This window comes from Paenibacillus sp. DMB20, assembly GCF_000987955.1.
Taxonomy (GTDB): domain Bacteria; phylum Bacillota; class Bacilli; order Paenibacillales; family Paenibacillaceae; genus Paenibacillus_AQ.
Map to the genome: position 1 here is coordinate 277,742 of NZ_LAZU01000037.1, position 26,587 is coordinate 304,328.

Annotated in this window: 23 protein-coding genes and 3 pseudogenes; 8 read left to right on the forward strand and 18 right to left on the reverse strand. The window is 52.9% G+C overall.

Annotated features, from left to right (window positions below):
* Positions 1-275: 275 nt before the first annotated feature.
* The 7 genes and pseudogenes from XI25_RS21960 to XI25_RS21990 all read right to left on the reverse strand — a co-directional run bounded on the left by XI25_RS21960 (position 276) and on the right by XI25_RS21990 (position 7,127).
* Positions 276-1,106, reverse strand: coding sequence for a glycerophosphodiester phosphodiesterase family protein (locus XI25_RS21960; RefSeq protein ID WP_082112463.1), 831 nt, complete (start codon positions 1,104-1,106; stop codon positions 276-278).
* A 312-nt stretch (positions 1,107-1,418) separates the two neighbouring features.
* On the reverse strand, positions 1,419-2,159 hold the full coding sequence (locus XI25_RS21965) for a hypothetical protein (protein WP_046680249.1): 741 nt from the start codon (positions 2,157-2,159) through the stop codon (positions 1,419-1,421).
* A 136-nt stretch (positions 2,160-2,295) separates the two neighbouring features.
* Positions 2,296-2,625, reverse strand: a complete 330-nt coding sequence (locus tag XI25_RS21970) for a winged helix-turn-helix transcriptional regulator (protein WP_046680250.1) — start codon at positions 2,623-2,625, stop codon at positions 2,296-2,298.
* 447 nt (positions 2,626-3,072) lie between these two features.
* The gene (locus tag XI25_RS21975) at positions 3,073-3,801 is read right to left on the reverse strand and encodes a ThuA domain-containing protein (RefSeq protein WP_046680251.1); all 729 of its coding nucleotides are present in this window, start codon (positions 3,799-3,801) and stop codon (positions 3,073-3,075) included.
* 43 nt (positions 3,802-3,844) lie between these two features.
* Positions 3,845-4,812, reverse strand: a pseudogene (locus XI25_RS21980) (sugar phosphate isomerase/epimerase family protein).
* A gap of 52 nt (positions 4,813-4,864) precedes the next feature.
* A complete protein-coding gene (locus tag XI25_RS21985; protein ID WP_046680252.1) occupies positions 4,865-5,953 on the reverse strand; it encodes a Gfo/Idh/MocA family protein in 1,089 nt (362 codons plus the stop codon).
* A 37-nt stretch (positions 5,954-5,990) separates the two neighbouring features.
* The gene (locus XI25_RS21990; protein ID WP_082112464.1) at positions 5,991-7,127 is read right to left on the reverse strand and encodes a Gfo/Idh/MocA family protein; all 1,137 of its coding nucleotides are present in this window, start codon (positions 7,125-7,127) and stop codon (positions 5,991-5,993) included.
* A 140-nt stretch (positions 7,128-7,267) separates the two neighbouring features.
* On the opposite strand from XI25_RS21990, the gene XI25_RS21995 reads away from it, so the two are divergent.
* On the forward strand, positions 7,268-8,086 hold the full coding sequence (locus XI25_RS21995) for an AraC family transcriptional regulator (protein WP_046680253.1): 819 nt from the start codon (positions 7,268-7,270) through the stop codon (positions 8,084-8,086).
* Positions 8,087-8,217: 131 nt separating this feature from the next.
* On the opposite strand, the gene XI25_RS22000 is transcribed toward XI25_RS21995, so the two are convergent.
* The 3 genes from XI25_RS22000 to XI25_RS33480 form a co-directional block, all read right to left on the reverse strand.
* Entirely contained in the window at positions 8,218-8,544 is a 327-nt protein-coding gene (locus tag XI25_RS22000; RefSeq protein WP_046680254.1) for a hypothetical protein, read from the reverse strand.
* Positions 8,545-8,645: 101 nt separating this feature from the next.
* Entirely contained in the window at positions 8,646-9,347 is a 702-nt protein-coding gene (locus XI25_RS22005; protein ID WP_046680255.1) for a TerC family protein, read from the reverse strand.
* Positions 9,348-9,637: 290 nt separating this feature from the next.
* Positions 9,638-9,814, reverse strand: a complete 177-nt coding sequence (locus XI25_RS33480; protein WP_160308945.1) for a hypothetical protein — start codon at positions 9,812-9,814, stop codon at positions 9,638-9,640.
* Positions 9,815-10,050: 236 nt separating this feature from the next.
* Between XI25_RS33480 and XI25_RS22010 the strand changes: the two genes are divergently transcribed.
* The 4 genes from XI25_RS22010 to XI25_RS33030 all read left to right on the forward strand — a co-directional run bounded on the left by XI25_RS22010 (position 10,051) and on the right by XI25_RS33030 (position 12,232).
* The gene (locus tag XI25_RS22010) at positions 10,051-10,665 is read left to right on the forward strand and encodes a TVP38/TMEM64 family protein (RefSeq protein ID WP_046680256.1); all 615 of its coding nucleotides are present in this window, start codon (positions 10,051-10,053) and stop codon (positions 10,663-10,665) included.
* 76 nt (positions 10,666-10,741) lie between these two features.
* Entirely contained in the window at positions 10,742-11,704 is a 963-nt protein-coding gene (gene msrA, locus XI25_RS22015) for a peptide-methionine (S)-S-oxide reductase MsrA (protein ID WP_046680257.1), read from the forward strand.
* A gap of 161 nt (positions 11,705-11,865) precedes the next feature.
* Positions 11,866-12,051, forward strand: coding sequence for a hypothetical protein (locus XI25_RS22020; RefSeq protein ID WP_046680258.1), 186 nt, complete (start codon positions 11,866-11,868; stop codon positions 12,049-12,051).
* On the forward strand, positions 12,038-12,232 hold the full coding sequence (locus tag XI25_RS33030) for a hypothetical protein (protein ID WP_152669194.1): 195 nt from the start codon (positions 12,038-12,040) through the stop codon (positions 12,230-12,232). The genes XI25_RS22020 and XI25_RS33030 overlap by 14 nt, the downstream gene beginning before the upstream one ends.
* Positions 12,233-12,304: 72 nt before the next feature.
* On the opposite strand, the gene XI25_RS22025 is transcribed toward XI25_RS33030, so the two are convergent.
* Entirely contained in the window at positions 12,305-12,982 is a 678-nt protein-coding gene (locus XI25_RS22025) for a YitT family protein (protein ID WP_046680259.1), read from the reverse strand.
* A gap of 549 nt (positions 12,983-13,531) precedes the next feature.
* On the opposite strand from XI25_RS22025, the pseudogene hmpA reads away from it, so the two are divergent.
* Positions 13,532-14,745: pseudogene (gene hmpA, locus XI25_RS22030) on the forward strand (NO-inducible flavohemoprotein).
* A gap of 250 nt (positions 14,746-14,995) precedes the next feature.
* On the opposite strand, the gene XI25_RS22035 reads toward hmpA, so the two are convergent.
* Entirely contained in the window at positions 14,996-15,490 is a 495-nt protein-coding gene (locus XI25_RS22035) for a Crp/Fnr family transcriptional regulator (RefSeq protein WP_046680441.1), read from the reverse strand.
* 255 nt (positions 15,491-15,745) lie between these two features.
* On the opposite strand from XI25_RS22035, the gene XI25_RS22040 reads away from it, so the two are divergent.
* Entirely contained in the window at positions 15,746-16,129 is a 384-nt protein-coding gene (locus XI25_RS22040) for a hypothetical protein (protein WP_046680260.1), read from the forward strand.
* Positions 16,130-16,160: 31 nt separating this feature from the next.
* On the forward strand, positions 16,161-18,311 hold the full coding sequence (locus tag XI25_RS22045) for a YhgE/Pip domain-containing protein (RefSeq protein WP_046680261.1): 2,151 nt from the start codon (positions 16,161-16,163) through the stop codon (positions 18,309-18,311).
* 57 nt (positions 18,312-18,368) lie between these two features.
* On the opposite strand, the gene XI25_RS22050 is transcribed toward XI25_RS22045, so the two are convergent.
* The 6 genes and pseudogenes from XI25_RS22050 to XI25_RS37000 all read right to left on the reverse strand — a co-directional run bounded on the left by XI25_RS22050 (position 18,369) and on the right by XI25_RS37000 (position 26,511).
* Complete coding sequence (locus tag XI25_RS22050) at positions 18,369-19,253, reverse strand: hypothetical protein (RefSeq protein ID WP_235440067.1); 885 nt, start codon at positions 19,251-19,253, stop codon at positions 18,369-18,371.
* Between the two features lie 27 nt (positions 19,254-19,280).
* Positions 19,281-20,642 (reverse strand): nucleotide sugar dehydrogenase, encoded by a 1,362-nt coding sequence (locus tag XI25_RS22055; protein ID WP_046680263.1) that lies wholly within the window; start codon positions 20,640-20,642, stop codon positions 19,281-19,283.
* A gap of 122 nt (positions 20,643-20,764) precedes the next feature.
* Positions 20,765-21,559 (reverse strand): response regulator transcription factor, encoded by a 795-nt coding sequence (locus tag XI25_RS22060; protein ID WP_046680264.1) that lies wholly within the window; start codon positions 21,557-21,559, stop codon positions 20,765-20,767.
* A 60-nt stretch (positions 21,560-21,619) separates the two neighbouring features.
* Positions 21,620-22,987, reverse strand: a complete 1,368-nt coding sequence (locus tag XI25_RS22065) for a glycosyltransferase family 2 protein (RefSeq protein WP_235440068.1) — start codon at positions 22,985-22,987, stop codon at positions 21,620-21,622.
* Between the two features lie 43 nt (positions 22,988-23,030).
* On the reverse strand, positions 23,031-24,224 hold the full coding sequence (locus tag XI25_RS22070) for a HEAT repeat domain-containing protein (RefSeq protein ID WP_046680265.1): 1,194 nt from the start codon (positions 24,222-24,224) through the stop codon (positions 23,031-23,033).
* 17 nt (positions 24,225-24,241) lie between these two features.
* Positions 24,242-26,511: pseudogene (locus XI25_RS37000) on the reverse strand (hypothetical protein).
* Positions 26,512-26,587: the final 76 nt, after the last annotated feature.

The following is a 26,587-nucleotide window of genomic DNA, read 5'->3' on the forward strand; positions in this document are numbered from 1 at the left end:
TTTTTCGTAAGCGTAAACAGCCCTCACTGTTTTATTTCGAATGTAAGCCATGAAACTAACCTTGGAATTGTCTTTACAGAGACATTATACATTTTAAATTTGATGCATATAGTGATTTAGTTCACATCTTTTGTGAATTGATTCACATTTAATTGTCATAATTTATTTTGTATTTGCCCTTTTTTCTCATTGCCTTTTATCCATCCCTGCTCCGAATGGGACCAACGAAAGAGACTCCGGCAAAAGCCGGAGCCTATAATGTGATTTCGAAATTTTTACTGAATATGTGAATTTCTAGGGACATAATCGGGATAATCGGTGATGATGCCGTCCACGCCCGCTTGTATCAGCGGATCGACCAAGGAATGGTCCCGCACCGTCCATGTGTGGATTTTCATGCCGAGCGAGTGGATTTGGTCGACCAGTTGTTCCGTCACAAGGTTCAGGCTCGGATTCACAAAATCGGCGTAACCCGCAAATTCCTGCAGTTTCTCTGCCGTAAGATCCTGCGCCTGATAGGTCAGGACGCCGACTTGAACGCTCGGCAGGATATTATGGAATCGCTGAACGGACGCATGATCGAAGGACTGGATGATCACTTTTCCGTTTTCCGGTTTATCCATGTTGCGCTTCATGAGCTCATCGGCCACTTTCTGCTCGATGCCAGGGTACAGCCAAGGCGCTTTGATTTCGATCAGAACGCCGATTTTGCCGCGATAGCGATCGAGCGCTTCTCCAAGCGTCGGAATTTGTTCCCCGGCATATTCGGGCGAGAACGAGCTTCCGGCATCCAGGGCGCGCAGCTCTTCGAACGTCAAGTCCCCGACGGCACCGCTGCCGTCCGTCGTGCGGTCGACCGTCGTGTCATGGATCAGGACCAATTCGCCATCCTTGCTCATCTGCACATCCAGCTCATAGAAATCGGCTTTCATTTCCACAGCTTTGTCGAAGGCGGCGATGGTGTTTTCCGGAGCATACCCCGATGCGCCCCGATGGGCCACCGTCAACAGTTTGTAACGGGAATCGGCATACGTTTCCGTCAGAGGTACGGCAAACCAGACCATGGCCAACAGAGCAAGAGACACCTTAAGCTTCCTCAAAATCATCCACTCCTTTTGTGTGTTGTCAAACCAAGTATAGAGTGGTTTCGTCAATGCAAATGCACGAAAATGAAAAATAAACATTAAGGTTTTTGGATCATATTCGGTGTTTTTGCAACTATTGTCTTATCGCTTCGAGCCAAAGGAACTCCCTTGCTTTAACGGTACGTAAAATCAAGGGGCTTTATCCCTATTACTCCCGGACTCGTTGCCGACGCCGGATAAACGACGTCCCTTCGGCTTTTTTGTTCCGAGATGCCTTTTACCAGCTGCGGGCCATCCAGCTCTTGACTGTTCGCGGCAATTATTTGCAAAACGTTAAACAATCAGCGCCTTCATATAGGTTCGTCCGCCTTCGGGTACTTTTAAATAGGGACGGAGCCCCGCAAACCCCTGAGAGCTTAAATCCACTCCGGTCATCCAACTGCCATGCAGTACGGTTCCTCCTGTCCTCATCTCGAGGGAAGGCGCCGTAATTTTTTCCTGATAGAGAGGAATTCCCGACCGTAGGTTCTTGATCTTAAACTCCTTTCCCCTCTCCTGTAAAGGCATGGGACTCAAATAAGTCGGAACAAAATACCTGGAGATCACATCCAGTTCCTCATCCGTAAAAAAGGGATCGCTTCCAAGAAACGGCCGCAGCAGCGTAATTTTCTCGAACTGTGACCAAATCATCATTTGGAGCGCCCTGCCCCCATAACCGGGATCCGCCGCCTTATCGTCGGCCCCTTCCCCGAAGGATAGCATGTCTCCGGATATCGCGGCTTTCGGTTCGCCGCCGGACAAGCCGTAATGCTCGCAGCCGATGCATTTCCACCCCTTCGGGCTTTTAATCCATTTCTGAAATATCCCGCTCTCGATAGCTTCGTTCAAGCGGGCCGATTGGCCGGAACCCTTCTTAAGCCCTGTCCAAGAGGTCCATAAGGAGTCTGGCATGTAACGGTCAACCAATTTTTGCGTCTTGTTAAAAATATGCTGCACGCTCAAGGAAGCCCTTTGTAGTTCAGCGGCTTCCTCTTGTCCGTACTGAATGTGCGGCAGTCTTACCGATCTGTTCATAAAGGCTCGCCTCCTTGAGAACTCAAAACATTTTTTCCAATTATACTATAGATCGATGGCTGTAGTGCATGTCTGCTTTTAGGATACAGCAAAAAGCCCTGGCGTAGTCAAACCAGGGCTGCCGAAAATGGCTGTTTTATTTCGTGTTCACTTCCACCCACTGCTCGGCCCAAGCCGATACCTGCTCCATTACGGGGCGTAATGCTCTCCCTTTGTCGGTCAGTTCGTACTCGATCCGAACCGGCGTTTCCGGGTAAACGTGTCGAATCAGGATTCCTTCGCTCTCCAGATCCTTCATTCGTTCGGACAGCATTTTATCACTCATCGACGGAATCAGATTCGAGATATCCTTAAAACGCTTCGGCCCGCTCATCAGCGTCTGAATGATGAGTCCGTTCCACCGCTTTCCCAAGAAAGCAAACGCGGATTCAAACCGGGGACACAAACTGCAATTTGTAGCTTCCATATCCTTTCACCTCTTTACAGAGTCACACCTGCATTCGATCTACCTAAAAACTTACGATTAGTTAGTACATTTCATTCTATCATATTTTTATCAAACTGAAAACCATTCGGCCCTTTTTTGCGAAAATGAGTTACGTTTCCGAAGCATTCGGATCAGTTCGCCGTGCACCTGCCTCTTCCAAGGAGAAAACCTTCCATAGGAAAATGCTCCATGCGTGCTCTGCACATCGCGATAACGGCCGGATCCACGGGAGCGTTTTGCGTTTTCACGGCAGTTCCCCCTTCCTTGCCTTCATCTTTCATGCCCACTACATGAATACCCTAATTTTTCCGACTTCTACCTCTTCTTATTCGCGCATGACCGAAAGAAGGCCATTTTCGCAGTCGGCGGAAATGCAGAAGAAAAACGGCTGCCGAATGGGCAGCCGTTTTTGATGACGGATTTCCGTTACACGAGAACCCCTAATGTACGGACGGGTTTACTGTTTCCAAATACAGGCTTGAATGCATAGGCATTAGCCGCCGCCCAACGGATTCCGTTGGAAATCACCTTTAAAATTTCGGGGTTGTAGTATGTCGGATACGTTTCATGACCTGGACGGAAGTAGAAAATGTTACCCTGCCCGCGCTTGAAGGTGCAGCCGCTCCGGAATACTTCGCCGCCCGCGAAATTGCTGACAAAGATCAGCTCATCCGGGGTAGGGATATCAAAAAATTCACCGTACATTTCCTCATGCTCCAGGATAATCTGGCTGTTCACCCCGGAAGCGATCGGATGAGAGGGATTCACGGACCAGAGAATCTCCTGCTCGCCCGCTTCCCGCCACTTCAAGTCACAGCTTGTTCCGAGCAGCGCTTTAAAGGGCTTCGAAAAATGTCCGGAATGCAGTACGATCAAACCCATGCCATCCAGCACCCGTTTTACGACCTTGCCTACAATCGCGTCTTCCACACGGTCATGAGCCATATGCCCCCACCACAGCAGCACATCGGTCGAGTTCAGCACCTCTTCTGTCAGCCCGTGCTCCGGTTCATCCAGCGTAGCCGTCCGGATATGAAACTCCGGATTTTTCAGTCCTTCCGCCAAAGCCATATGCAGGCCTTCCGGATACACCGCTTTAACCTCATCATGTATTTTCTCGTGAACGAACTCGTTCCAAATGGTTACATTAAGCATGTTGCTGTTTCCCCCTAGTTGTTACAAATCCGCGATCAAGCGGTTAGACCCACCACATCTCGCCGAGCGGCTCTTCGATCAGCACCTGCTGAAGGTTGCTGACGGCTTTGGAGAAGCCCTCTTCGACAGACATCAGCCCGTCTTCATGTTCAATGCTCACGACATAGTCATAACCGACAAGACGCAGGGCGCTCATCATGTCCGCCCATTCCTTCAAATCATGGCCGAAACCGACGCTGCGGAACTGCCATGCGCGATCCAGCATGTTCGCATAGGACTGCATATCGGTAACGCCGTATTTATTCACGTTTACCGGATCGATCACGGTATCCTTCGCATGGAAGTGATGAATCGCACCTGCGCGTCCCAATATATGAATCGCCTGTACCGGGTCAATGCCCTGCCACCACATATGGCTTGGATCAAGGTTTGCCCCGATCACCTCGCCTGCGGCTTCACGCAGACGCAGTAGCGTTGCCGGCGTGTGAACGGAAAATCCGCCGTGGAGCTCAAGTCCGATTTTCACGCCGCGGTCTGCGGCAAATTTGCCCCACTCCGTCCAGTAAGGAATGACCTTGTTCTCCCACTGCCATGCCAATATCTCCTGGTAATCGTTCGGCCATGGCGCAACCGGCCAGTTTGGATATTTGGCGTCTTCATGGTCTCCCGGGCAGCCGGAAAACGTATTGACAACCGGTACCTCCAGCTTTTGAGCCAGCTCTACGGTTTTGACATAAACGTCATGGTAGTCCTTGGCAATCTGCTTCTGCGGGTGCAGCGGGTTGCGTGGCAGCTCAACGCGCTGATGATGAGGCCCCGGGATTCCACGGCATGTTTGAAGTTTTTGAGCGCGGTCTCATTTTCCAGAAGCTCCGCCGGATTGCAGTGGGCATTCCCAGGAAACCCTCCGGTACCGATCTCTACGGCTTTCAGTCCTTTGGATACGACGTAATCGAGGGCATCCTCCAGTTTACGGCCGCTCAGCAGCACCATAAATACTCCCAGTTTCATCTGTAAATCCTCCTGATTCGTTATTTAGTACGATGGCTGTGACGAATAAAACTTAATTGTTATCGAAGTAAACGGCTTTTCCCGTTTTGGCCGACTCGTAAATGGCTTCAAGGATCTGGGTCACGACGAAGGCCTGCTCCGGTTTTACGAGCGGCTCTTTGTCTTCAAGGATGGCTTCGATCCACATTCTGGCCTCGCGGTCGGAATCCGTCTCGGCACTGCCGCTGTAGAAAGCGACGCCGCCCGTCCCAAGATCCACCTTGGTTTCGTAAAGTCTGCTCATCTTCTCGCCGTTAATGCGAAGGCCATCCTTCATGTCAGCCCCGCCTTCGGTGCCCGCCAAAACCGTTTTGGCTTCGCCGGTTTCTATGACGTTAAGCGCCCAGCTCGATTCCAGAACGATCGTTGCCCCGTTTTCCATGGTAATGAAGCCAAATGCGGAGTCCTCGACCTTGAATTCCTTTGGATCCCATGGACCAAACGCGTTGGCGGCGTTTTCGCGCTGCCCCAGCTTATGGAAGGTTGAGCCCATAACGCTCTTCGGCTTATAATTGTCCATCAGCCACAGGGTCAGGTCAAGCGCGTGCGTGCCGATATCGATCAACGGCCCGCCGCCCTGCTTCTCCTCGTCGAGGAATACGCCCCAGGTCGGAACGGCCCGGCGGCGGACAGCCAGCGCCTTACCGTAGTATATGTCGCCAAGCTCGCCGTTTTCACACATTTCTTTTAAGTACAGGCTGTCGTCACGGTAACGGTTTTGGTAACCGATGGACAGCTTTTTGCCGGTTCGCCGTGCGGCATCCAGCATGTCCTTGGCCTGGGCCACGGTTTTGGCCATCGGCTTTTCGCACATGACATGTTTGCCGGCCTCTAGGGAAGCTACCGTGATCTCGGCATGCGAATCGTTCGGGGTACATACATGGATCACGTCCAGAGTGTTATCCTTAAGCAGCTCCCGGAAGTCGGTGTAAACTTTTGCTCCTTCCGCGCCGTATTCCGCCGCCGCTTGCTCGGCACGCTCCTTAACGATATCGCAGAAAGCGACCATCTGAGCCTGCTCCTGTTTTTTAAGGCTTGGCATATGTTTGCCGTTTGCGATGCCTCCACACCCGATAATTCCGATTTTCAATGTTTTTGACACTTGCTATTCCTCCTTTAAGAGCGTTCGTCAGCTATTCTTATGACTGTGTCGATGCTGCAATTATCGGTACATCCCATTGGTTGTCTCTGCCTGCTGCGAAAGAAGGAGGCTTGCCGTAACGGTAAGTGCTTTTCAGCACGACATGCCGTCCTTCCAAAGAGGACTGCTCAAATGACTGCATGATCTCCAGGACGTGATAACCCATTCGGGCATTGGCACGATGGTCACGGCGTTCGGCGATGGCCTTAACCATGTCGTTTATGCCGAGTCCGCGTTCGTTCCTTCCGCATTCAAAAACCGGTTCCAGCATTTCCCAGCTTTCGGACCCGATGCGGCGAATCTTGACGCCCCCGTTAAAATAATTCGGGTCATCCAGGCTCAGCGTGCCTTTCGTACCGTAGATCTCCATACAGGGCAGAGCCGAGCCTCCGAAGATATCGAAACTCGCGATCATCGTCAGGATGGCGCCGTTTTCAAAATCGACGGTCCCGGCAAGATGCGTTGGCGTCTGTACCGTAATCGGCTTTCCGCAGTTTGGTCCGGAGCCGACGGTCCGGTCGGGTACCTGAATGTTCGCGGATGCGCTGACCCGGCTTGCAGGTCCCAGCAGCTCAACCATTGCGGCAAGAAAATACGGCCCCATGTCCATCATCGGGCCTCCGCCCGGAGCATAAAAAAACTCCGGATTCCGGTGCCATGCCTCAGGCCCGAGGCCCATGTTAAAGGCCGTCGCGGCAATCGGACGACCGATCAGCCCCGACTCGATGGCGCGTTTTGCCGTTTGGACGCCGGATCCCAGGAACGTATCCGGTGCACAGCCGCAGCGGAGTCCCTTCCGTTCCGCAAGCTCAAGCACCCGTTCCCCTTCTTCGAGGGTGACAGCCAGCGGTTTTTCGCTGTACACGTGCTTGCCGGCCTCCAAAGCGGCGATATCCACATTCGCGTGGCTGGCGGGGACCGTCGGGTTTATGATCAGTTCAATCTCCGGTCGTGCGAGCATTTCTTCAACCGCGTAGACGTTTGCGATATCGAACTCTTCGGCGCGCGCCTGTGCCCGGTCAGGAACGAGATCGGTACATGCAACCACTTCAACCAAAGGACTTTCCTTCAAATTTTTAAAGTAGATGCCGCTGATATTCCCACATCCGATTATGCCTGTCTTCATCTTATGCATCGGTGTCACTCCTCGAGTGCGAATATGCTCGGGCAATCTAGTACCATGGTATTCCGAAACGTTATCATTTAAAATGAATTATATGATTAAAACATGAACTATTTGGTCATTATTTTTTATTTTCACAAAGGGGACTCATAATGCAAGCAGACTTTTCAAGCCACGTGATGGCAGCCAACTTTTCATTTCACCGAAAGCCTTTTGAAATGACCAAATCAAACGGCTTTGATACTTATTTAATGCGGCTCCAGACCGACGGCCGCTGCCGTGCCCGAATCGACGGCAAGCTGTCGCTCATAGAACCCGGCGATCTTTTGATCTTCAGCCCGGGTCAGCCCTATGAACTGAAAATCGACGACGAGGTGAACCCGCAGGGAGAATGGACCGTTGAAAGCGGGGATTACCACATTTTTTTTCAGGGCCCATGGGCGGACACCTGGTGGAAATCGCAAAAGCGCCCGACCAGAATCCGCATTCCGCTCGATGAACGTTATCTTGGCCTGTTCCGCCAGCTTGTGCTGGAACAACGCCGCTTGTCGAATCCGTATCCCGAAATATCGGATTACACGCTGCGGATATTGTGCCTGGAGGTAGACCGGCTGCTTAGCGAACAGCCCGCGACTACGCCGAAGACATATCTGGCTCACCGCATGAAAAATTATATTGAAGAGAACGCCTCCTCCATTTTCAAGCTTGAGGATGTCGCCTCTCATGTCGGGATCAGCGTGTCGCGGGCGGTGCATCTGTTTAAGGAAGCTTTTGGAACAACGATCATGCAGTATACGCTGGACGTCAGACTCGACATGGCCAGGGAACGGATCATTTTCAGCCCGATGTCGCTGGAGGATGTGGCGGAAACCTCCGGCTTCGCGAACTATACGTATTTTCACCGGGTTTTCCGTTCCCGATTCGGAGTTTCTCCAAAACAATTCCGTTTGGAAAGCCGGACACCCACTTAAAACCCGGTTTGAACAAAAAAAGGGTCTTCCCCAAGGTTTAAAAGACCTTGGGGAAGACCCCTTTGTTCGACAGGCAATATGCCCCACGGATTCTCTTTGTCCGTTCGATGCTTCATCCTGAAAGCGCCGTTTTAAGCGTTGTCCATACGTCCGGCTTCATCCCGCCGGACGATGGCATCCGCCACCACGGCAGCCAAATCATCATTGCCATATAAGGAAAGCACCCCGAGAACCGTTGCGTCCGGAATGTCGCCCGCCTCTTCCTTCGGCACCGTCAGCTCCAACACCCGTGCCAAACGATCGTTCGCGGCCTGACCCGGGTAGGCCTCCTGATACAGCCCGGCCGGATCAAGCCCGTGATTCACGCACCACTGGGCAAATACCAGGATCATCATGTCTTCGTCCCGCTTGTAGCTCTCCACAATCCGCTCTTCTACGGTTTTGTCCGCAGCTTCCATACCTTTCTCCTCCTCATGCCGGAAGAGGACCTGTTTCTTCCGTCGTCCTTCCCGTTCATGAAGCCATTATACCGGTTTCAGGCAAAATTTAAAAATAAGGACTACTCCGTCATTTTGATTTGAACGGGGTTGCGCTTCGCTTTCTCTTCGTTCTTTTTCTTCATCCATGTGCCAAGGCCCACGATAATGACAACGATCAAAATTTCAAACCCGTATTTTACGAACGAATTGGCAAACCAGCCATGAATCATCGGCTCATCCACAAGCATTTTGGAAGCCGTCCAAGCAAGAACAGCCGCACCGAACGTAATTACGATCGGGTAACGGTCCGTCAGCTTCAGAATGATCGTACTTCCCCAGACCATGATCGGAACGGAAATCGCCAGGCCGATAACCACGAGCAAGAAATCCTCGCCTGCCGCGCCGGCTACCGCGAGCACGTTGTCCAGCCCCATCATGGCGTCGGCGATAATGATGGTCCGGATTGCAGCCCACATTTGGCTGCCTGCGGAGATTTCGTGATTTTTCTCCTCCACCAGCAATTTATAGGCAATCCACAGCAATGCCAGGCCTCCGATCAGTCTCAAGCCCGGAATCATCAGAAGCTTCACGACCAGAAGCGTGGCGATGACGCGGATTAAAATGGCTCCGACCGTACCCCAAAGGATAACCTTTTTCTGGTCTTCCTTTTGCACGTTGCGGGCAGCCAAGCCGATAACAATGGCGTTATCGCCCGCAAGGACAAGGTCAATTACAATAATGGACAGCAGGGCGGTCCAGAATTCAACTGACATAATATCCATGCTCTCTCCACCTTTCTTTTGTTTTATTAGGTATGTTTCCTTTTCCCGACGTCCTCCATCCATGAAAAAAGCACCGTCACCTTAAACAAGGTAACGGCGCTTTTTGGGCGCATAAAGACACCTTTACCTCATTTAAGAATTAGGCAAAGGTCTCGCTAACAACTTCGAACGTTGCCAATAAAGCCGGGGATCGGATGATATCCCGTAATGACGACTTTACTGCGCTATAGCTACTCCCCTTTGGGAACTATTCGGTTGGACACATTATATCATAAGGTTATCCCGCTTGGCTAACTCTTATTTTCAAGCGGTTGAGTTCGATTCTCGCGCCGAGGCGCATCCAGCTTGCTCTTCATCGTGTGAAAAGCCCTGTCTAAGCTTTGGCCGTTGTCAGCCGACACCACCGTTGCGGCCGCGATCAGAAAAACCAGAACCGCGCTTCCGACGATTACGCCTTTCCTGTTCATTTAAACCTCCGATATTTTTGGATTTCAGCATGTTGCCGGCTTGAAGTTCCGACTATACGTGACTATATACGTTGCAAGTTAATCTTCGTTCCATTTTCTTCATTGCGAACGGACCGATTTTTTGATCGGCTGCTCATCTGCGGTTGCTGGCCGATATGGTTTTTTTCCCTGCAAGCGCATGTTCCGTTTTTTTGCTATGATGTCTTTATGAAGAGCATAACGGAAAGGAATCGTTCATGAAAAAATGGCTGACCCCGGCGGTTTATATCCTTGCCCTGGTTTTTTCTTATACATATAGAAACGAAATATGGATTTGGCTTAAATCGGCCTACTCCCCGTTCCCGGTGTTATTGCTCTGCATGCTGCTTGCCCTATTCCCGATTCTGCCTTACAAGGCGGTGATTGCCGTGTTGGGATATGCATACGGAACCTTCTGGGGCGCGGCAGCCGCCTGGATCGGAACAACAGCCGCCGCCGTCATTGTTTACGTGGTATCTGCAGCCCTCTATCGGGAGCCGGGCAGACGTTTTTTGAAACGGTACAGCTTGCTGGATTCCTTTACGGCCAAGCTCGAAAAGCATCCGTTCACCGCCATCCTGCTGGTCCGCATGGTTCCGGTCGTGCCGCAGATGGCGGTGAACATCTATGCCGGCGTCGCCTCCATTCCATTTTGGACCTATACCGCCGCTTCCGGTCTGGGTAAAATCCCCGTTCTCCTGCTGTACGCATACCTTGGGAACGGTTTCGCCCACAGTCCCGTACGTTTTGCCATCCTAACGGCGGCGGTTTTGGCTGCATCCCTGGCCGGTGTTCTGGGCTTAACGCGATATCTTCGCCGCAAAGGCACCTGATGCTTTTTTGGACACCGGGGTAAAATGAATTATAATTAAAATTGCAGTTACTTTACCCTGAATATGGAGGGATAACATGACTCAACCACAAACAACAGAGCTGGCCACGTTTGCAGGAGGATGCTTCTGGTGCATGGTCTCTCCTTTTGACGAAATGCCAGGCATCAAGAAGGTTGTCTCCGGCTACACCGGCGGACAAACTCAAAATCCGACTTATGAAGAGGTTTGCTCGGATAAGACCGGCCATTACGAGGCTGTTCAAATCACCTTTAACCCCCGGGTTTTCCCTTATGAGAAGCTGCTGGAGCTGTTCTGGCAGCAGATCGACCCGACCGATGCGGGCGGGCAATTCCATGACAGGGGCACTTCTTACCGCACGGCGATTTTCTATCATACCGAAGAACAGCGCCAAAAGGCCGAATCGTCCAAGCAGGCGCTGCAAGCAAGCGGCCGTTTTGAAAAACCCATCGTAACCCCGATCATCCCCGCCAGCGAATTTTACGAGGCCGAGGAATATCATCAGGGGTATTACAAGAAAAATCCGGGCCATTACAAGCGTTACCGCAAGGCGTCCGGCCGCGAGGATTTTATCGAGACACACTGGTCCTCGAAAGCGGACAAGGAAGAGCTGAAAAAACGGCTGACTCCCCTTCAATATGAAGTAACCCAAAATAACGCGACGGAGCCTCCGTTCCGCAATGAGTTCTGGGACCATCACGGCGAGGGCATCTATGTGGACATCGTCTCCGGCGAACCGCTGTTCAGTTCCCGCGACAAATACGATTCGGGGTGCGGATGGCCCAGCTTCACCCGTCCGATCCGGGAGTATCATATTAAAGAGAAGGTTGACCTCTCCCATATGATGGTCCGCACGGAAGTCCGCAGCAAGCACGGAGATTCCCATCTTGGCCACGTGTTTGACGACGGACCGGGACCTGAAGGCCTGCGGTACTGCATCAACTCCGCGGCTCTCCGCTTCATTCCGAAAGAGGATATGGAAAAAGAAGGCTACGGTCCGTATTTGGAACTGTTTGAATAAAAACGTAACGTTACATTCAAAGCTCTCCCGCCGGAGAGCTTTTTCCAATTTAGAAATTTAAGAATTTCATTCGGGATGTTTGTCTGCCTGTTTTCCGATTAGCAACGGAAGCAGCGGGTAATAATTAATACATTTTCGAATCATGATTTGGAGGGATTGTCATGCCTTGGTCAAAAGGAGATTACCCGCCGTCCATGAAAAATCTGGAGCCGCGGGTACGGAATAAAGCCGTGGAAATTGCCAACGCCCTACTGGAAGAAGGAAGCGAGGAAGGACGCGCCATCGCCATCGCTACCGCCAAAGCCGAGGAATGGAACGAGAATCACCCGGAGCATGAAGAACAATAACGCTACAGACTCCTCTTGTGGTAAAGGTGGCCGCCTTGGTTTTTATATCCTCCTGCATAAGAAAAGACAGACCGCGTTTAAGCGTTTTTTCTTATCGGCGAAGAATGGTTCTGGTTGGCTGAAAATTTATCCTTTCATTAAAGAAGCTCGCCCTGATCCGGGCGAGCTTCTCGTAATATGAATAAGGTCTGTCCTTTTCCCTTTCAGCAAACGGATCGCTTTAGCGAATCGTTTATGCATTCCGGCCTTTTCTTTAAGTCCGGCTTCCCACGGAATGCCCTGCGCTTCTTGGCACCTGGTTCCGCAGAACGGGAACCGGTTTCTTGGGAATGCCGTAAGTGGCCGTAATTGTGATCGTCTGTCCGGCAATGGACACCGCAAGAATCGTATACAGGGTCTCAACCAGCGGCAGATAGAATAAAGACAGCAGGAGGACAACGGCGTCCATCAGGAAAAATACCGTACCTACCTTCATTCCGCTCCATTCGCTGATCAATACCGATATCGCATCGTCCCCTCCCGTTGCTCCGCCGTAACGGAGAACAATCCCGGCTCCGAATCCGGTCAGCAGGCCCGAAAGCACCGCCGCGGCAAACAGATTGTGGTTTAAATCAATCACCAGGGGCGAGTATTGCTCCATCATCGCATAAAAGAATGAAAACATGCCGGCAGCCGCCATCGTATTGATGATGAACCTGCGGCCTTTTACGAACAGGGCGATAATCAGCACGGGAATGTCCATCAGGATCATGCTCAGTGCCGGCGGAATATCCAGGATGTATTTGCCCAGCAGGGCCAGCCCTACAAATCCGCCTTCCGATAAATGGTTCTGAAAATTAATGTGATAATACGTGAACGCGAGTAAAAACGTGCCGAACAGCAAGGCCAACATCGTGTGCATCATGGAAATGATGTCTTTTTTTGTCCTCATACAGGCTCCCTCTAGTCGTAGTAGATTGGTCTGACACAGTCCAATCTCCACGAAGGGTTAACCTTGAGGAGTTCATCCTTCGCATCAAAGCTTCCTTCCTTTCGATAGAGACTGTCCTATGTCATCAGACATCCGACTTCGCTCTACGAAGGAAGCTATGTGTATGAGAGATCATAACGTTTCCAAATCGTCCTTTGGGGATTCGTCCTTCGGGGACACATGGTATCCTGATCCTTTCTTGTTTAATTCAAAAAGTTATCGAGCAGAATAAACCGAAGTCTCACCGGTGATGTTTAGAACTTCAATTCAATCTGTACTACACATAGTATAACACATTTGCCTTGTTAACTAAACAGCTTCTTGAATAAAATGGAAATTCCTGATTTGTTAGTTATGAGCTATATCATTGCGGGATTATAAAAATCATGTATATGTTCACGATTCTGAAATATGCCCTGTGACGAAGATCACTAAACCGGTCTTTTTCTCCTGTCTATACTTAATATGCAAGGTATCTGATCACTTTTGGAAAAGAGGGATATGATCATTATGTTAGACGAGCGTACAATTGAAATCATTAAATCCACGGTTCCCGTTCTGGAGGTTCACGGAAGAAACATTACGACCGTCTTTTACCGAAACATGTTCCATCATCACCCCGAGCTTCTGAACATCTTCAATCATGCCAACCAGCGCCAGGGCAAACAGCCGACGCCTTGGCCAACGCCGTATACGCAGCCGCGGCCAACATCGACCGCCTGGAGACCATTCTGCCTGTCGTTAAACAGATCGGCGAAAAGCACCGGGCGTTAAACATCCTGCCCGAGCATTATCCGATTGTGGGCGAAAACCTTTTGGGAGCCATCAAGGAAGTGCTCGGCGATGCCGCGACGCCGGAAATCATGGATGCGTGGGCGCAGGCTTACGGAGTAATCGCCGATGTGTTTATCGGCGTCGAAGCCGAAATGTATGATGCCGCGGAAGGCAAGCCGGGCGGTTGGAGAGGCTTCCGCCGCTTTGTGGTGGACCGCAAAGTCAAAGAAAGCGAGGTCATCACCTCTTTTTATCTGAAGCCGGAGGACGGAATGCCGATTTCTTCTTATGAACCGGGACAATATATTACGGTACGGATTAAACCGGAAGGCGAAATGTACACGCACATCCGCCATTACAGTTTGTCCGAGGCGCCCGGCGGAGACCATTACCGGATTAGCGTCAAGCGCGAAGACGCCGGCGAAGACAAACCGGCCGGCATCGTCTCCACTTGGCTTCACCGCGAAGCCCAGGTCGGTACCGTGCTTGAAGTAAGCGCGCCGGCAGGATCCTTTACCCTAGATCAAACGACAGACCGGCCGCTGGCCCTGATCAGCGGCGGCGTAGGTCTGACGCCCATGGTCAGCATGCTGGAAACGGTGCTCAGCCGTCAGCCGCAGCGCTCCGTAACCTTTATTCATGCCGCCATTGACGGATCCCACCATGCGATGAAGGAACACATTGAGCAACTGGCGGCATCCCACCCGCAGCTGACATCTTATGTCGTGTATGAATGCCCGCGGGATGGAGAGGTCTGCCATAAAGACGGGTATATCGACCTTCCCTTCCTGCGGGATAAGGTCGATCCGCAATCCGATTTCTACTTCTGCGGCCCTCAGCCGTTCATGGCTTCCGTGAATCGCGATCTAAAAGTGCTGGGCGTACCCTCTGAACGTCTTCACTACGAATTTTTCGGCCCGGCAGGGTCGCTTGAATCGCAAGCAATTTAAGCTTTGCCGATGGCATCGCCAATCATCAGCTTCCAACTTATGATGTCCGGTGCCGCAAGCTCACTTTGATCCGGTCGGGTTCCTCGAAGAACACCGCGTAGGGACCCGGCCCGCACGAATAGGGATACCTGTCCTGCAAAGGACCGGTATCCCTTTTTTCATATCCTTCATGTCGTCCACTTGTTGCCGGAGACGGCCTCTATCGTAAAATGATGCCGGTCATCCTTCAGCATGCCAGCCCCTTCTATTGTTAGCCTCTTAGCAGCCTGTTTACGGTTTCGCGGCGCACGCCGATCAGCTGGCCGATCTCTTCCTGCGTTAGCAGTTCGGTCAGGTGCATGCCCTGGGAATAATCATCCAGCCACCGGACCAGCAGCTCCAGCCGCTCGGCCGGCGTTCCCACCGTCAGATGATCCAGCCGCTGCTGCATAAAACGAACCTTTTCCTGCAAAAGCCGCGCAATCTCCAGCGGTTTATCCGGATCCTCCTTGAGCTCCCGGTACCATTCGGCGGCCGGAATGATCTCCACCTCGCTGCGGATGACGGCCATCGCCGTTCCATGGGTTTCTTTTGGACTAATCAATGAATGATGCGGCACGGTTTCGCCGGGATACAAAATATTAAACAGCACGACATTTCCGTTTTCATGCAGCCTGGTCACCTTAAACAATCCGCTTTTAATATGATATAAAAATTGCCCGCTGTCGCCTTGGCGGAACAAAATCTCCCCTTTATGCAATATCAAATCCGCTTCTCCCTTCTGCTTTTCCTTGGCATAAATCGTCAAAATCGAACATATGATGCAGCATCTTTGCTTATTATAACATCGAAGTACATTCAATGTAGAACAGACCGCTTTTGCATGCTGTTTTTCTTCCGAATTAAAGAAATGGCTCACCTCTGCCTCGCCCAAATTTTTCGACTTGCCAATCGGCATTAAAGTCGTTTAACATGAGTAAAAATAAGAACATGCGTTTCCATTATGTAAGGAAGTGACAATATGAGCACGCGCCTCGTTCCTCCGCCCCCGACCGAAGAGGATGAGCAGTTGATCCGCTCTTGCGTCGTGCACGGCATGATGCTGAGCATGCTGAAACGCGACATCGATATTCTGCGCGAAATCCCCCTCAAAATGTCCGATCTGTACGTCCGTAGCCTCCTTCTCATCCAAAAGGAAACCTCCGACCGTCTTTGGGCCGCCCGCCGGGAACTGCGTATTCACGGCATTCGCATGCTGCAGCAGACCCGAACAGACGGAGGGATCGAGTCATCTTATAAGTGCCGAGGATATGACCGGGCCTTATTTATCCCTTGGGAAGAACTCCGCAGGGAATCCATGAACAGGCTTTACCGGTATTCCGGCTCCGATTTGGCGGCATACTAGCCAAAACGGACTTGAAAGCGAGGGATGGGCCATCCGGAACATTTTCCGCATCTACCTCAACGATCTAAAGAAAATCACGACCAACTGGGCGGCGGCCGTTGTGATTGCGGGCCTTGCCATCCTTCCCTCTCTGTACGCATGGTTCAATATCGCGGCTTCGTGGGACCCGTACAGCCATACTTCCGGCCTCTCCATCGCCGTAGCCAACCAGGATGCCGGTACGACGCTTCGGGGAACGGCGATTAATGCGGGACAGGAGATCATAAGCTCGCTTAAAAACAACCGCAGTCTGGGTTGGCGTTTTACCGACAGGGATTCCGCCCTCCATGGGGTTCGACGCGGCGATGATTACGCCGCCATCATCATCCCGGAGGATTTCTCGGCGCGCATCGGTACCGTCCTGACCGACGAGCCTTCCAAAGCGGAGATTCTCTATTATATTAATGAAAAGCTCAATGCCGTCGCACCGAAGGTAACGGCCAAAGGAGCTTCCGGCATCGTGGAAGAGGTAAGCAAAAATTTTATCCAAACGGCCAACGGGGCGATTTTTCAGATTTTCAATGAGCTTGGCATCGAGCTGGAAAACCAGCTTCCGACGATCCATAGGGTGGAAAATCTCGTATTCCGCATCGAAAGCCGATTTCCGGAGCTGAACCGTGCGATGACGATCGCCATGAAGGACATGCAGACGGCGGACAGGCTCGTCTCCCAATTCCGAAAAACGCTGCCGGTGCTTGAGGACATTGCACGCCGCGGTCAAGAAGCGGCCGGAGCGATGGCCGATTTTTCCAAGCGGGCCTCCGAAGCGTCCGTATCGCTCGAGCCCCGCCTGAAGCAGGATCTGGCGGTTCTGAACGAAGCGGCTTCCGCCGTTCGGCAGGCGCTGGATTTTACGGAGCAGACCGGCCTGTCGCCCGAGGAAATCCGGACTCGCCTGAAGGAAGCCGGAGACCGGTCCGGGGTGGCGGCAGCCGTGGCGGACAGGCTGGCAGACCTCTTCGGACGGCTGGATCAGGCTCTCCCCGGAACGGGGGCGGGAACGGCCTCCTCGGACCTGGATCGGGTGAGCGAGCGCCTCGCTTCGCTTCAAAAAGGCCTCGAGGCCGCGGTCACGGCCACCGGGCCTGACGGCCCCTTGGACGCAAAACAGCAGGCAGGCTTAAAGCAGCTTGCGGACGATACGGTCAAGCTGACCGGCGGGCTGCTGGACCGTTATGATACCCGTATCGGTCCGGCGATTTCCGCCGCGCTCAGCCGGGGAGAAAAGACCGCTCTGACCGTTCAGAGCGAGCTGAACCAGGCCCTGAATGCGCTGCCCGATGTACGGCAACTATTGCAGGATGCCAATCAGGGCCTTGCCGTAGGCCAAACCGAAGCGGCCAGGATACAGAACCGGCTGCCTGAAGCGGAACGGCAGATTTCGGCTCTGGCGGACCGGTTCCGAAAGCTTGAGCAAAGCGGCGAACTCACGGAAATCATCGATCTGCTGAAAAACAATTTCGAGCAGGAGAGCCAGTTTTTCGCCGAGCCTGTCGTGTTAAAGGAAAACAGGCTGTATCCGATTCCGAATTACGGATCGGCCATGTCGCCTTTTTTTACGACGCTGTCGCTCTGGGTAGGCGCGCTGCTTCTCGTCTCTCTCCTGAGTATCGAAGTTCACGATGAAGAAATCCCTTACCGCAGCCGGGAAGTATACTTCGGCCGCTTCCTCACTTTTCTGACGATCGCCGTCTGCCAGGCGCTGTTCGTCACGCTGGGCGACCTGTTCCTGCTCGGCACCTATGTCGTGAACCGGGGATGGTTCGTGCTATTTGCCGTTATCGTCAGCGGAGTCTTCATGCTGATTGTTTATACGCTCGTTTCGGTTTTCGGCAATGTGGGCAAAGCGATGGCGATCGTGCTGCTCGTTCTTCAGCTGGCCGGGGCGGGAGGCACCTTCCCGGTACAGATGACGCCGGCCATATTCCAGACGATCCATCCCTATCTTCCGTTCACCTATGCGATCAGCATGATGCGCGAAGCGGTCGGCGGGATCCTGTGGGATGTCGTATACCGCGATCTGCTGAAACTCGCGGTATTCACGGCCGCGGCACTCGCCATCGGAATCGGGCTCAAGGGCCCCATCAACCGAGCGGGAGGCGGCATGGTCCGGAAAGCCAGGCAATCGGATCTCATTCATTAACGCAAAACAGCAGCGCCCCCGGATCGGGCACTGCTGTTTTGTTATGTTCCGTAAGCGTTACTTGCCATTCATCGCCGTCGCTTTGCGGTGCCATGCCTGGTAATGATGCACGGCAAGACCGGCAAACGAAGGATGCTCCGTGCCCAGGACTGCGGCCCGGCGCGCCTCTTCTTCCACTTCTTTTTCACTTTTTCCGTGAAACGTCAAATGCGCTCCTTCGTCCGTGTCCGCCAGCTCCATGCCGATCCAGACGGATGTTCCGAGCTTGTCCGCCTCCTCTAACTCTTCGCGGGCTAGCTCATACATTTTTTTGCCGTCGTCCCGGTAAGACATGACGGCGATCGCGTCGGTTCTTTCCTGAATCCATCGGCTGAAATGGCCCGATCCCTCGGGGGCCGGAATGGAATCCAGCCAAAAAGGGACCGCTGCGCTCATGCTCAGCCCTTGTCTCCCGGCCTCCCTCGTCCATGCTTCCATATTGCCGCCCCACTCCCGGACAACCTGTTCCTGCTCCCTTTCCCAGCGTTCCAGCACATACGGCTCCACATCGAACTGTACGCCTTGAAACCGCTCTTCGGGCTTTGCGGATATATTGTATTCTTCAATCCAGGAGAGTAGTTTATCGCCTTTTTCCCGGTTGTCCCCGTAAGCCCAGTCGGGCTGCCCGTCCAGGGCATGAACGACAATGCCGCTGCCGCGGGCCGAACGGATAAACCTGCGGTAATCCTCCTGGGGCACTTCGGCCTGGATCTGCAGAAAAATTGCGGTAATCCCTTCTTTCCTGCTGAATTCCAGGATATCCTCCGCTTCGCTGCGAATGATGGCGGCATCCCAAAGCCAGGTCGCCTTATCCTGCTTCATCGGTTTGGAAGGCAGAACAAAGAGCAGCAAGAGACAAACGACAACGGCTGCGGCGATGGCCACCTTGGCTTTCGCCGGCAATCGCCCGATCCTTTTTAGCAATTTGATTTACACCAGGACGGCTTCGCCCGGTTCCGGAGCGTGATGAACCGAGTGGCCGATTTTGTAAATGTGAGGCCGGGAATAGGCTCTGAATGCATTTCGAGTGTCCAGCACCGGGACGCCCATGGAAGCGAGCAATGCGTAATCGAGGCTGCTATGGTTTGTGATCAGCACCATGCAGTCGTACCGGCGGAATTTATTCAGGTCATACTCGACACTGTGAACCGTATCGCCCTGCTTGTCCTTGAAGCTGTGCGCGTACGGGTCGTAGTAATCGACGTTCGCCCCGTTTTCCTTAAACAGCTCGTACACCTCAAGCCCTGGAGATTCGCGCAGGTCGCTGATGTCCGGCTTATACGCCATGCCGAGCAGCAAAATGTTGGAGCGTTTGATGGATTTGGCGTACTCGTTCAAAATCGTAGCGGTTTTATTAATGACATAATAAGGCATGTTGTCGTTGGTGGATTGCGCCAGCTCGATAAATTTGCTGTAGAATCGGAAGCCTTTCGCTTTCCAGGACAAATACATCGGATCCAAAGGGATGCAGTGTCCGCCGATGCCCGGTCCCGGGTAGAACGGCATGAAGCCGAACGGCTTGGTCGCGGCCGCATCAATGACTTCCCAAACGTCGATTCCCATCCGGTCGCACATCATCGCCATCTCGTTGACGAAAGCGATGTTGACGCTGCGGAACGTATTTTCAAGCAGCTTGGACATTTCGGCCACCTTCGGCGAGCTGACAGGCACAACCGTTTCCACGTACTGCTTGTACAAGGCTACGCCGAGATTCAGGCATGCCTCCGTGGTACCGCCGATGACCTTCGGCGTATTGCGCGTGTTGAAGCGGCTGTTGGAAGGATCGACGCGCTCCGGCGAGAAGCACAGGAAAAAATCCTTCCCGGCCGTATAGCCCAAACTTTCGATCTCGGACTGGATCAATTCCTCGGTCGTGCCCGGATAAGTCGTGCTCTCCAGCGTTATCAGCAGACGGGGCTTCATAAAACGCTTGATCTCATCCACGACCCTTGTAATATAAGACGTGTCCGGATCCTGATTCTCGCTAAGCGGCGTCGGTACGCAGATGCTGACCGCATCAATGACCGCAATCATGCTGTAATCGGTTGTCGGCTTGAAGCGTCCGGTCTGCATGCAGGCGGCAAGCTCCTCATCGGTAATGTCGGTGATGTACGAATCGCCGCGGTAAATCCGCTCGATTTTGTCGGCATCCAGATCGATTCCCACGACCGTAAAGCCCTGCTTGACCATTTCCACGGCCAGCGGCAGCCCGACATAACCGAGCCCCACAACCCCCAGCACCGCTTTTTTGTTTTCGATCGCGCTTAGCAAAGTTTCATATTCCTCGTTCACTAGCATCTACCTCCATCGGTGTATTGTCTTAAGAAGCTTGAAAATCGCAAACCTCTAGGTTTAGCAAACAGCATGGTTTGAGGCGGGAACGCCTCGTTATTTGAGCAGTAGAAAACCGTTAGTTAGTGCAAGCAGCGGCGGATGCGGGCATCCAGCTCCACCGGCGAGAACGGCTTCGTGACATAGTCATCCACTCCGCTCTGAAAGCACTGGCTGATCGTCTGCTCAACACGCTTCTCCGTAAGAACGACGATTTTCGGCGGCTCCTTCATATCCAACTGCTGGATATGGTGGATGAACGGAAGGCCGTCGATGCCGTACAGATTCAGCTCCGTCAGGACGAGATCGGGCTCCCATTTCGGGATAAGTTCCAGCGCTTCAAGTCCATCCACCGCCTCCAGCGTTTCATATCCCTGCATGGCAAGCCGGATTTGCAAAAACTCCCGGACGGTCGCATCGTTATCCACAATGAGAATGCGGTTGGTATCGTCCGCTTCCTCCGTAAAGATGTGAATTTCCGAGGTTGTGCTGAGTCTGGCCGATTCGGCCATCTGTTTGAGAGCCTGGGATGAGGTTACGTTCGACATGGACGAGAGCGTGATCCGCGTATCCGCGTTTTCATTCATGCAGATCAGATGCTGCTTCAGCAGCAGAGCTTGGTAATGGGCGGCATCCAGCGTAAGTTCAGGGAGAATGACCGCCAGCGTCTTCGTTACGGGGTCTTTCAGGACCTCGCCGATCACGACGGACAAGGGGTCGAAAAAGTCCCTTACCTGCTTCTCAAGGCCGGGGGACTCCCCGGCGCAGTACAGAAACAAAAGCGCGCCGGTCCCTTTTGGATTGTTCCGAATCTCTTGCTCCAGCTGGCTGTAGAGATCCGAATGTAACTCTCGTTGCAGTGTTGCGGTTTGAGACACGATCAATTCCACCTTTCTCTTCTTGCTAAAATGATGTTAATAATCATCCGGGCCCGGGTGTCAGGCCGCCTGATTCTTGTCTTTCCAGCTCTGCCGGGTCATCGTCCCCCAAGAATTGTTATTCTGAAGGTATTGAATATGTCCCTGCACTCTCCACAGCACGCCCAACTGGTGATAACCGACGAACTTGAGCGCCGAGAAGAGCAGCATTTTGGCGAGATCGGACAGTTTGGTATATCGCCGGAAGGCGATTTCCTCCAAAATGAGAGCACCTACGCTTAGCAGGTATCCGCTCAAGAAGTTCACCAACCCGAAAACGACCAATATTTGCCAATTTGTCATATCCAATAAAGCATATCCTAGCAGAGCCAGCAGGCCCGTGATTCTGAAATAAGGGTTTAAAGCTTCGAAAATAACGTTGTACGGCATCGTTAAAAGGCCCATCACTTTATATTTGGGATTGAAGACCATGTCCCGGTTTTCGATCATGTTCTTCAGGTTGCCTCGTCCCCAGCGCTTGCGCTGGTTGGACAGGATATGATAGCTGTCCGGCGCCTGCGTCCAGCAGACGGCCTCGGGACAGAAGGCAATCCGGTACCGGATTTTGTTCTCCAGCATATAACGGTGAAGCTTGATGATGATGTTCATGTCTTCTCCGGGATACCCGCCGCGGTAGCCGCCGACGGCGATTACGTAATCTTTCCGGAACAGGCCGAAGGCCCCCGAGACAATAATGAGGCCGTTGATATGGCTCCATCCGATCCGTCCTCCAAGGAAGGCCTTCAAATATTCGATCGACTGGAACATCGGCCACATCCGGCGCGGCAGAGAAACATCCTTGACGGCGCCGTTCTCGATCACGCAGCCGTTGGCAATCCGGACGTCGCCGCCGATGGCAACCGTTTCTTCCGGATTTTCCATGTACATCCGCGCCATGCGGATCAAAGCATCCTTTTCCAGCAGCGAATCGGCGTCGATCGAGGAAATCAGCGGATATTTCGACATATTGATTCCCGCGTTAAGCGAGTCGGCTTTCCCGCCGTTTTCCTTGTCGATGACGAACAGATGCGGGTATTTCTCGTTATGGTACACGCCGCGTACCTTTTGGGTACTGATCGAACCCCGGACCTCCGGGTTCGGAAGCAGCTCAAGCTCATATTCGTCGATCAGCACTTTCAGCGTCTCATCGGAAGAACCGTCATTGATGACGATGACCTCATAAGTCGGATAATTCAGCGTCATTAGACAGCGGACATTTTCAATAATCGTCAATTCCTCGTTGTAGGAAGGCACAAGCAGCGATACGGACGGAACCAGCTCCGAGCCGGATAACGTATTGTATTTGGAAAACGCCGCACGCCTGAAAATATTTCCGATATTTCTGAAAGAAAACAGCAATATTGCAAAATAGAGCACGTTGACAAACATGACATAATAGATCGCCACCATGCCATAGGTGAGCAGGATATCTCTAAGCAGTGTAATCTCCCCCTACCCGGGCCATCTGTACGTTCCGTTTGTTCGGCTGAATCCCGAAATAACTTTCGTACAGCAGCTTTTTTTTGTTGAAAGCAACCATCTGTTCCACGGCTTCAGGACTGCTCTCCTTCGCCATGATCTGTTCGATCCGCGAAAGGGCGGTATCCCTCGCCGCTCCCGTTCCGGCCGAAGCCGCCCGGCACAGCACCTCGAAACCCTGCTCGCCAAGAAGCGCAAGACTCTCGGCGCTGTTATGCCGGACATGCCAGCTTTCATCCTGCAGCGCAGCGGCCAGGAGCGGTATGCTGCCCGCGGCGTGAAGCCGGCCGAGCGCTTTGGCCGCTGCGGCCCGCACTTCCCATTCCTTGTCGTTCATAAGCTGGGCAATCGTCTCATCCTTGAGAACGGGGTTGGAGCTGAGGTATAACTTGACCGCCTCGGCCCGCACATCCTTCTGATCGGAACCGACCAGGCGGTCCAATGCGGGGACGACGGCGGGTACCGCTTGACCCCACATCGCGACAAGCCCTACTTTCACGAGATTCGGATTCGGATCATCCAGCAGCTTTCGGACCAGGCCCGCTGCATCCAGCCGGGTTTCCAGCAAAATATCGGCGGCCAGGTGGTGAATCGGTTTCTCGTAGGACAACAGCTTGGACAGCATGGCCCGGATCTGGTCCGGACGGTCTGCGCTCTTGGCAATCGCCCGGGCAATAATAATCGTCTGCGGGCTGTACGGCGTCCGGTTCATCAACTCCTCCAAAGCCGGAACCGCCTCTTCGGCCCGCATTCCGCCCAAGCGGTAAGCCGCTTCGATTCGTCGTCCGTACCGGAAACTGGACAGGGCCTTGATGTCCTGCTCCACAAATCCCGCTTTCCTGCATAGGCCGAGCAGCTTTGCCCGGGCTTCGCCTTTGAACTGCTCGATCCATTCCATAAACCTGTCTTGAATGACCCTGCGTTCCAGATGCTTGAGCTTTCCGGGAGGAAGCTCAAGCTCTACATCGTCGTGCAGGTGAGACTGTACGTAAACAAAGTAATCCCGATGTTTCTCCTTATACCGCTCCGCCTGATTTTGTTCGGCATTGTGCCTTATTTTCATTTGGAACAACAGGATGATGCCGGCCGCAATCATGCCCAAACATACATAAATGAACACATAAGCCAAGGCTATATTTGAAAACATATCCGATAGTTCCTCCTTTATTTCGACTGTTCGCCGTTCCGGGTGTCGGGCACGCCGGTAAAGAATTCCTTCATGGCGTAATAACTCTTTTTCGGCCGCTCGGTGTATTGGACCGTTTCCCACGGCTCCCACGTATACGGGACAATGTCATGCAGATGGATCGCTTGAGCTTCGGATTCGGCCGCTTGTGCCGATCCGCCGCCGGCCCCCGCTTGCTTCCCTTCCCGCTCCGCTATCCACGGCACGAGCGTGATGCCGTTAGCCTTCGCGGTTTTGAATGTTCTTCGGTCTTCCAGCGGGCTGTAATCGATAACCTGCAGGGAGCTCGGATCCGCAAAACCGAGAAGCATCCACGGAATCCGCATCTCTACCACATTTCCGTTGTATTGCCAGGCCGTCAGCGAATTGAAGTCTTCGCTCTCCGGACTGCCCGATCCCCGCTTAAGGTATCCGACCTTCTCGTCCATAAACGGATGGGCATGCCGCGTATCCGGCGGCGTCATCAGCAGACTGATCCCGAGCTTCCATGGATGGAACGAAGCCGGGCTTTTGTCCTTCTTGCCCTCCCCGTCTTCATCGGGAAGCATCCAGTAGCCTTCCTTGCCGTACAGGCGCTGATGAAAATCATAGGAAGGCGCGATTTTCACCTGGGATTCGCTGTCCTTGCCAAGCTCGATGAGTGTTTCGAGCCCCCCTCCGTCCAGCGTTCTCCCCGCTAGCTCCTTCACCGGCTGATCGCCTCCCGGGATCGTATCCCCGCCGATGTAAAGCTTGGAGCTTTTCGGGTCAAAATTCCGCTCCAGCTCCATCCCGAGGTACAAATACGCCTCGTCATGGGTTATCCGCATGCTCCTGATGCCGGGCGCTTGCCTACCCAAGGCTTGGCCTCCCCTTCGGGGAGCTTGTCCCAATCGGACAAGCTTCCGTCGATAACGAGCCTGTTTGCTTTGCCCGGCTGCATCGCAAGCACACCGAACATTTTCTCGTTGGTCAGCACGTTCAGCCAGTAAGCCCGGCGATCGGCCGGAATCTCGAACGGCATCGTGTTCCAGGTTTTCTTGAACCATTCGTCCTGCCACATGAAAAGAATGGCGCCTGAGTAACCTTCGTCGTAAATGTCTTTGGTGAGGGATACGTTAATCTGTCCCTGCTCCTCTTCGTCATGGCCTCCCTGGTCCCGACCGCCCGGTCCGTGATGGGAAATCCCCATGGAAGACGGGACGCCATACTCCGTGACCATGACCGGCATGTCCGTGAACTCCGCCTTCAGCTTTCGCAGATAAGCCTTGTAGGTGTTGTATCCGCCCTTTCCGTCGGAAATCGTCCTCAGGCTTTTGTCCGTCCGGAAGAAATCGGGGTAATACGGGTAAACATGGTATGCCGCAAAATAACCCGCCTTCCAGTTCACCGGCTTGATATGGCGCGCATCCACGGAGACCATATCCTCTTCATAGAGCGGCTCTCCCGGATGCTCCAGAATATCGGTCGTCACCCAGTTCGTGAATGTGACCGGATGCTGCCAGCCATATTTTTGCTCCTGCGCCGCCGTATAGTCGAGCAGACCCGCGAGCCAGCTTTCGAACGGACTCGCCTTTTCAGCGGCCGAGAAATAGGTACCCTCGTACCGAGCCGCATCCTTATGTTTCCCGTTCGTATTCTTGACCATGGATGGATCCCACTCGGTTCCAACATGCCAGGCCATCAAATACTTCCCTGCATTCGTCTTGTACTCGCCGCTCGAGGCCCCATGTTTCGCCGTCACCGTGACATCGCCGTAAACGGCGGCAACGGCTTTTTGGATCTCGTCTTTAAAGGCCTGAAGGATATTTTCCGCATAAGCATCTTTCTGCTCGATCAGCTGTTCCTCCGGAGACCAGATGCCCTGCATGAAATAAAGCGGATCGTCTTCGCGATCCCGGTTGTATTTAACGAGAGCCGAATAAAAAACGGGATTATGAACCGTATAAACACGAATCACGTTCGCTCCCATTTCATCAATCTGTTTAAACCACCGGAGATAGTCCTCTTCGGTTGCCGGCAGCGCTCCCGGAAAATGCCCCGGAACCGTCGCTCCCAAATTGACGCCTTTGACAAACATCTCATTCCATTGCCCGTTCTCTCCGTATTGAAGAAACCTCGTTCCCTCGGTTTTGAACTTCATCTGCATGCCGTCCTCATCGGCAAAGCTTTTAAAGGACGGTCGAGAAAATCCGAAAATGGCGGCGGCACCACAGATCAGCAAGAGGGTCAGAACGCCCGCCAGCATCCACTGCTTTCTTTTGCTCATGGCCGTTTTCAAAACTTACCTTCTCCTCCTTTTTGATCTTGCCCGTAACTCCCGCGTTGCCGCAGCAAAGGTACAC

Excerpts from the sequence above, each read along its gene's own strand:
- XI25_RS22065 (WP_235440068.1), bottom strand. The coding sequence starts at position 22,987 with ATGTTTGTCAACGTGCTCTATTTTGCAATATTGCTGTTTTCTTTCAGA.
- XI25_RS22070 (WP_046680265.1), bottom strand. The coding sequence starts at position 24,224 with ATGTTTTCAAATATAGCCTTGGCTTATGTGTTCATTTATGTATGTTTG.
- XI25_RS22025 (WP_046680259.1), bottom strand. The coding sequence starts at position 12,982 with ATGAGGACAAAAAAAGACATCATTTCCATGATGCACACGATGTTGGCC.
- XI25_RS22010 (WP_046680256.1), top strand. The coding sequence starts at position 10,051 with ATGAAAAAATGGCTGACCCCGGCGGTTTATATCCTTGCCCTGGTTTTT.
- XI25_RS22005 (WP_046680255.1), bottom strand. The coding sequence starts at position 9,347 with ATGGATATTATGTCAGTTGAATTCTGGACCGCCCTGCTGTCCATTATT.
- XI25_RS21970 (WP_046680250.1), bottom strand. The coding sequence starts at position 2,625 with ATGGAAGCTACAAATTGCAGTTTGTGTCCCCGGTTTGAATCCGCGTTT.
- XI25_RS22040 (WP_046680260.1), top strand. The coding sequence starts at position 15,746 with ATGAGCACGCGCCTCGTTCCTCCGCCCCCGACCGAAGAGGATGAGCAG.
- msrA (WP_046680257.1), top strand. The coding sequence starts at position 10,742 with ATGACTCAACCACAAACAACAGAGCTGGCCACGTTTGCAGGAGGATGC.
- XI25_RS21995 (WP_046680253.1), top strand. The coding sequence starts at position 7,268 with ATGCAAGCAGACTTTTCAAGCCACGTGATGGCAGCCAACTTTTCATTT.
- XI25_RS22020 (WP_046680258.1), top strand. The coding sequence starts at position 11,866 with ATGCCTTGGTCAAAAGGAGATTACCCGCCGTCCATGAAAAATCTGGAG.
- XI25_RS22000 (WP_046680254.1), bottom strand. The coding sequence starts at position 8,544 with ATGGAAGCTGCGGACAAAACCGTAGAAGAGCGGATTGTGGAGAGCTAC.
- XI25_RS21975 (WP_046680251.1), bottom strand. The coding sequence starts at position 3,801 with ATGCTTAATGTAACCATTTGGAACGAGTTCGTTCACGAGAAAATACAT.
- XI25_RS21965 (WP_046680249.1), bottom strand. The coding sequence starts at position 2,159 with ATGAACAGATCGGTAAGACTGCCGCACATTCAGTACGGACAAGAGGAA.
- XI25_RS33480 (WP_160308945.1), bottom strand. The coding sequence starts at position 9,814 with ATGAACAGGAAAGGCGTAATCGTCGGAAGCGCGGTTCTGGTTTTTCTG.
- XI25_RS21990 (WP_082112464.1), bottom strand. The coding sequence starts at position 7,127 with ATGCATAAGATGAAGACAGGCATAATCGGATGTGGGAATATCAGCGGC.
- XI25_RS21960 (WP_082112463.1), bottom strand. The coding sequence starts at position 1,106 with ATGATTTTGAGGAAGCTTAAGGTGTCTCTTGCTCTGTTGGCCATGGTC.
- XI25_RS33030 (WP_152669194.1), top strand. The coding sequence starts at position 12,038 with ATGAAGAACAATAACGCTACAGACTCCTCTTGTGGTAAAGGTGGCCGC.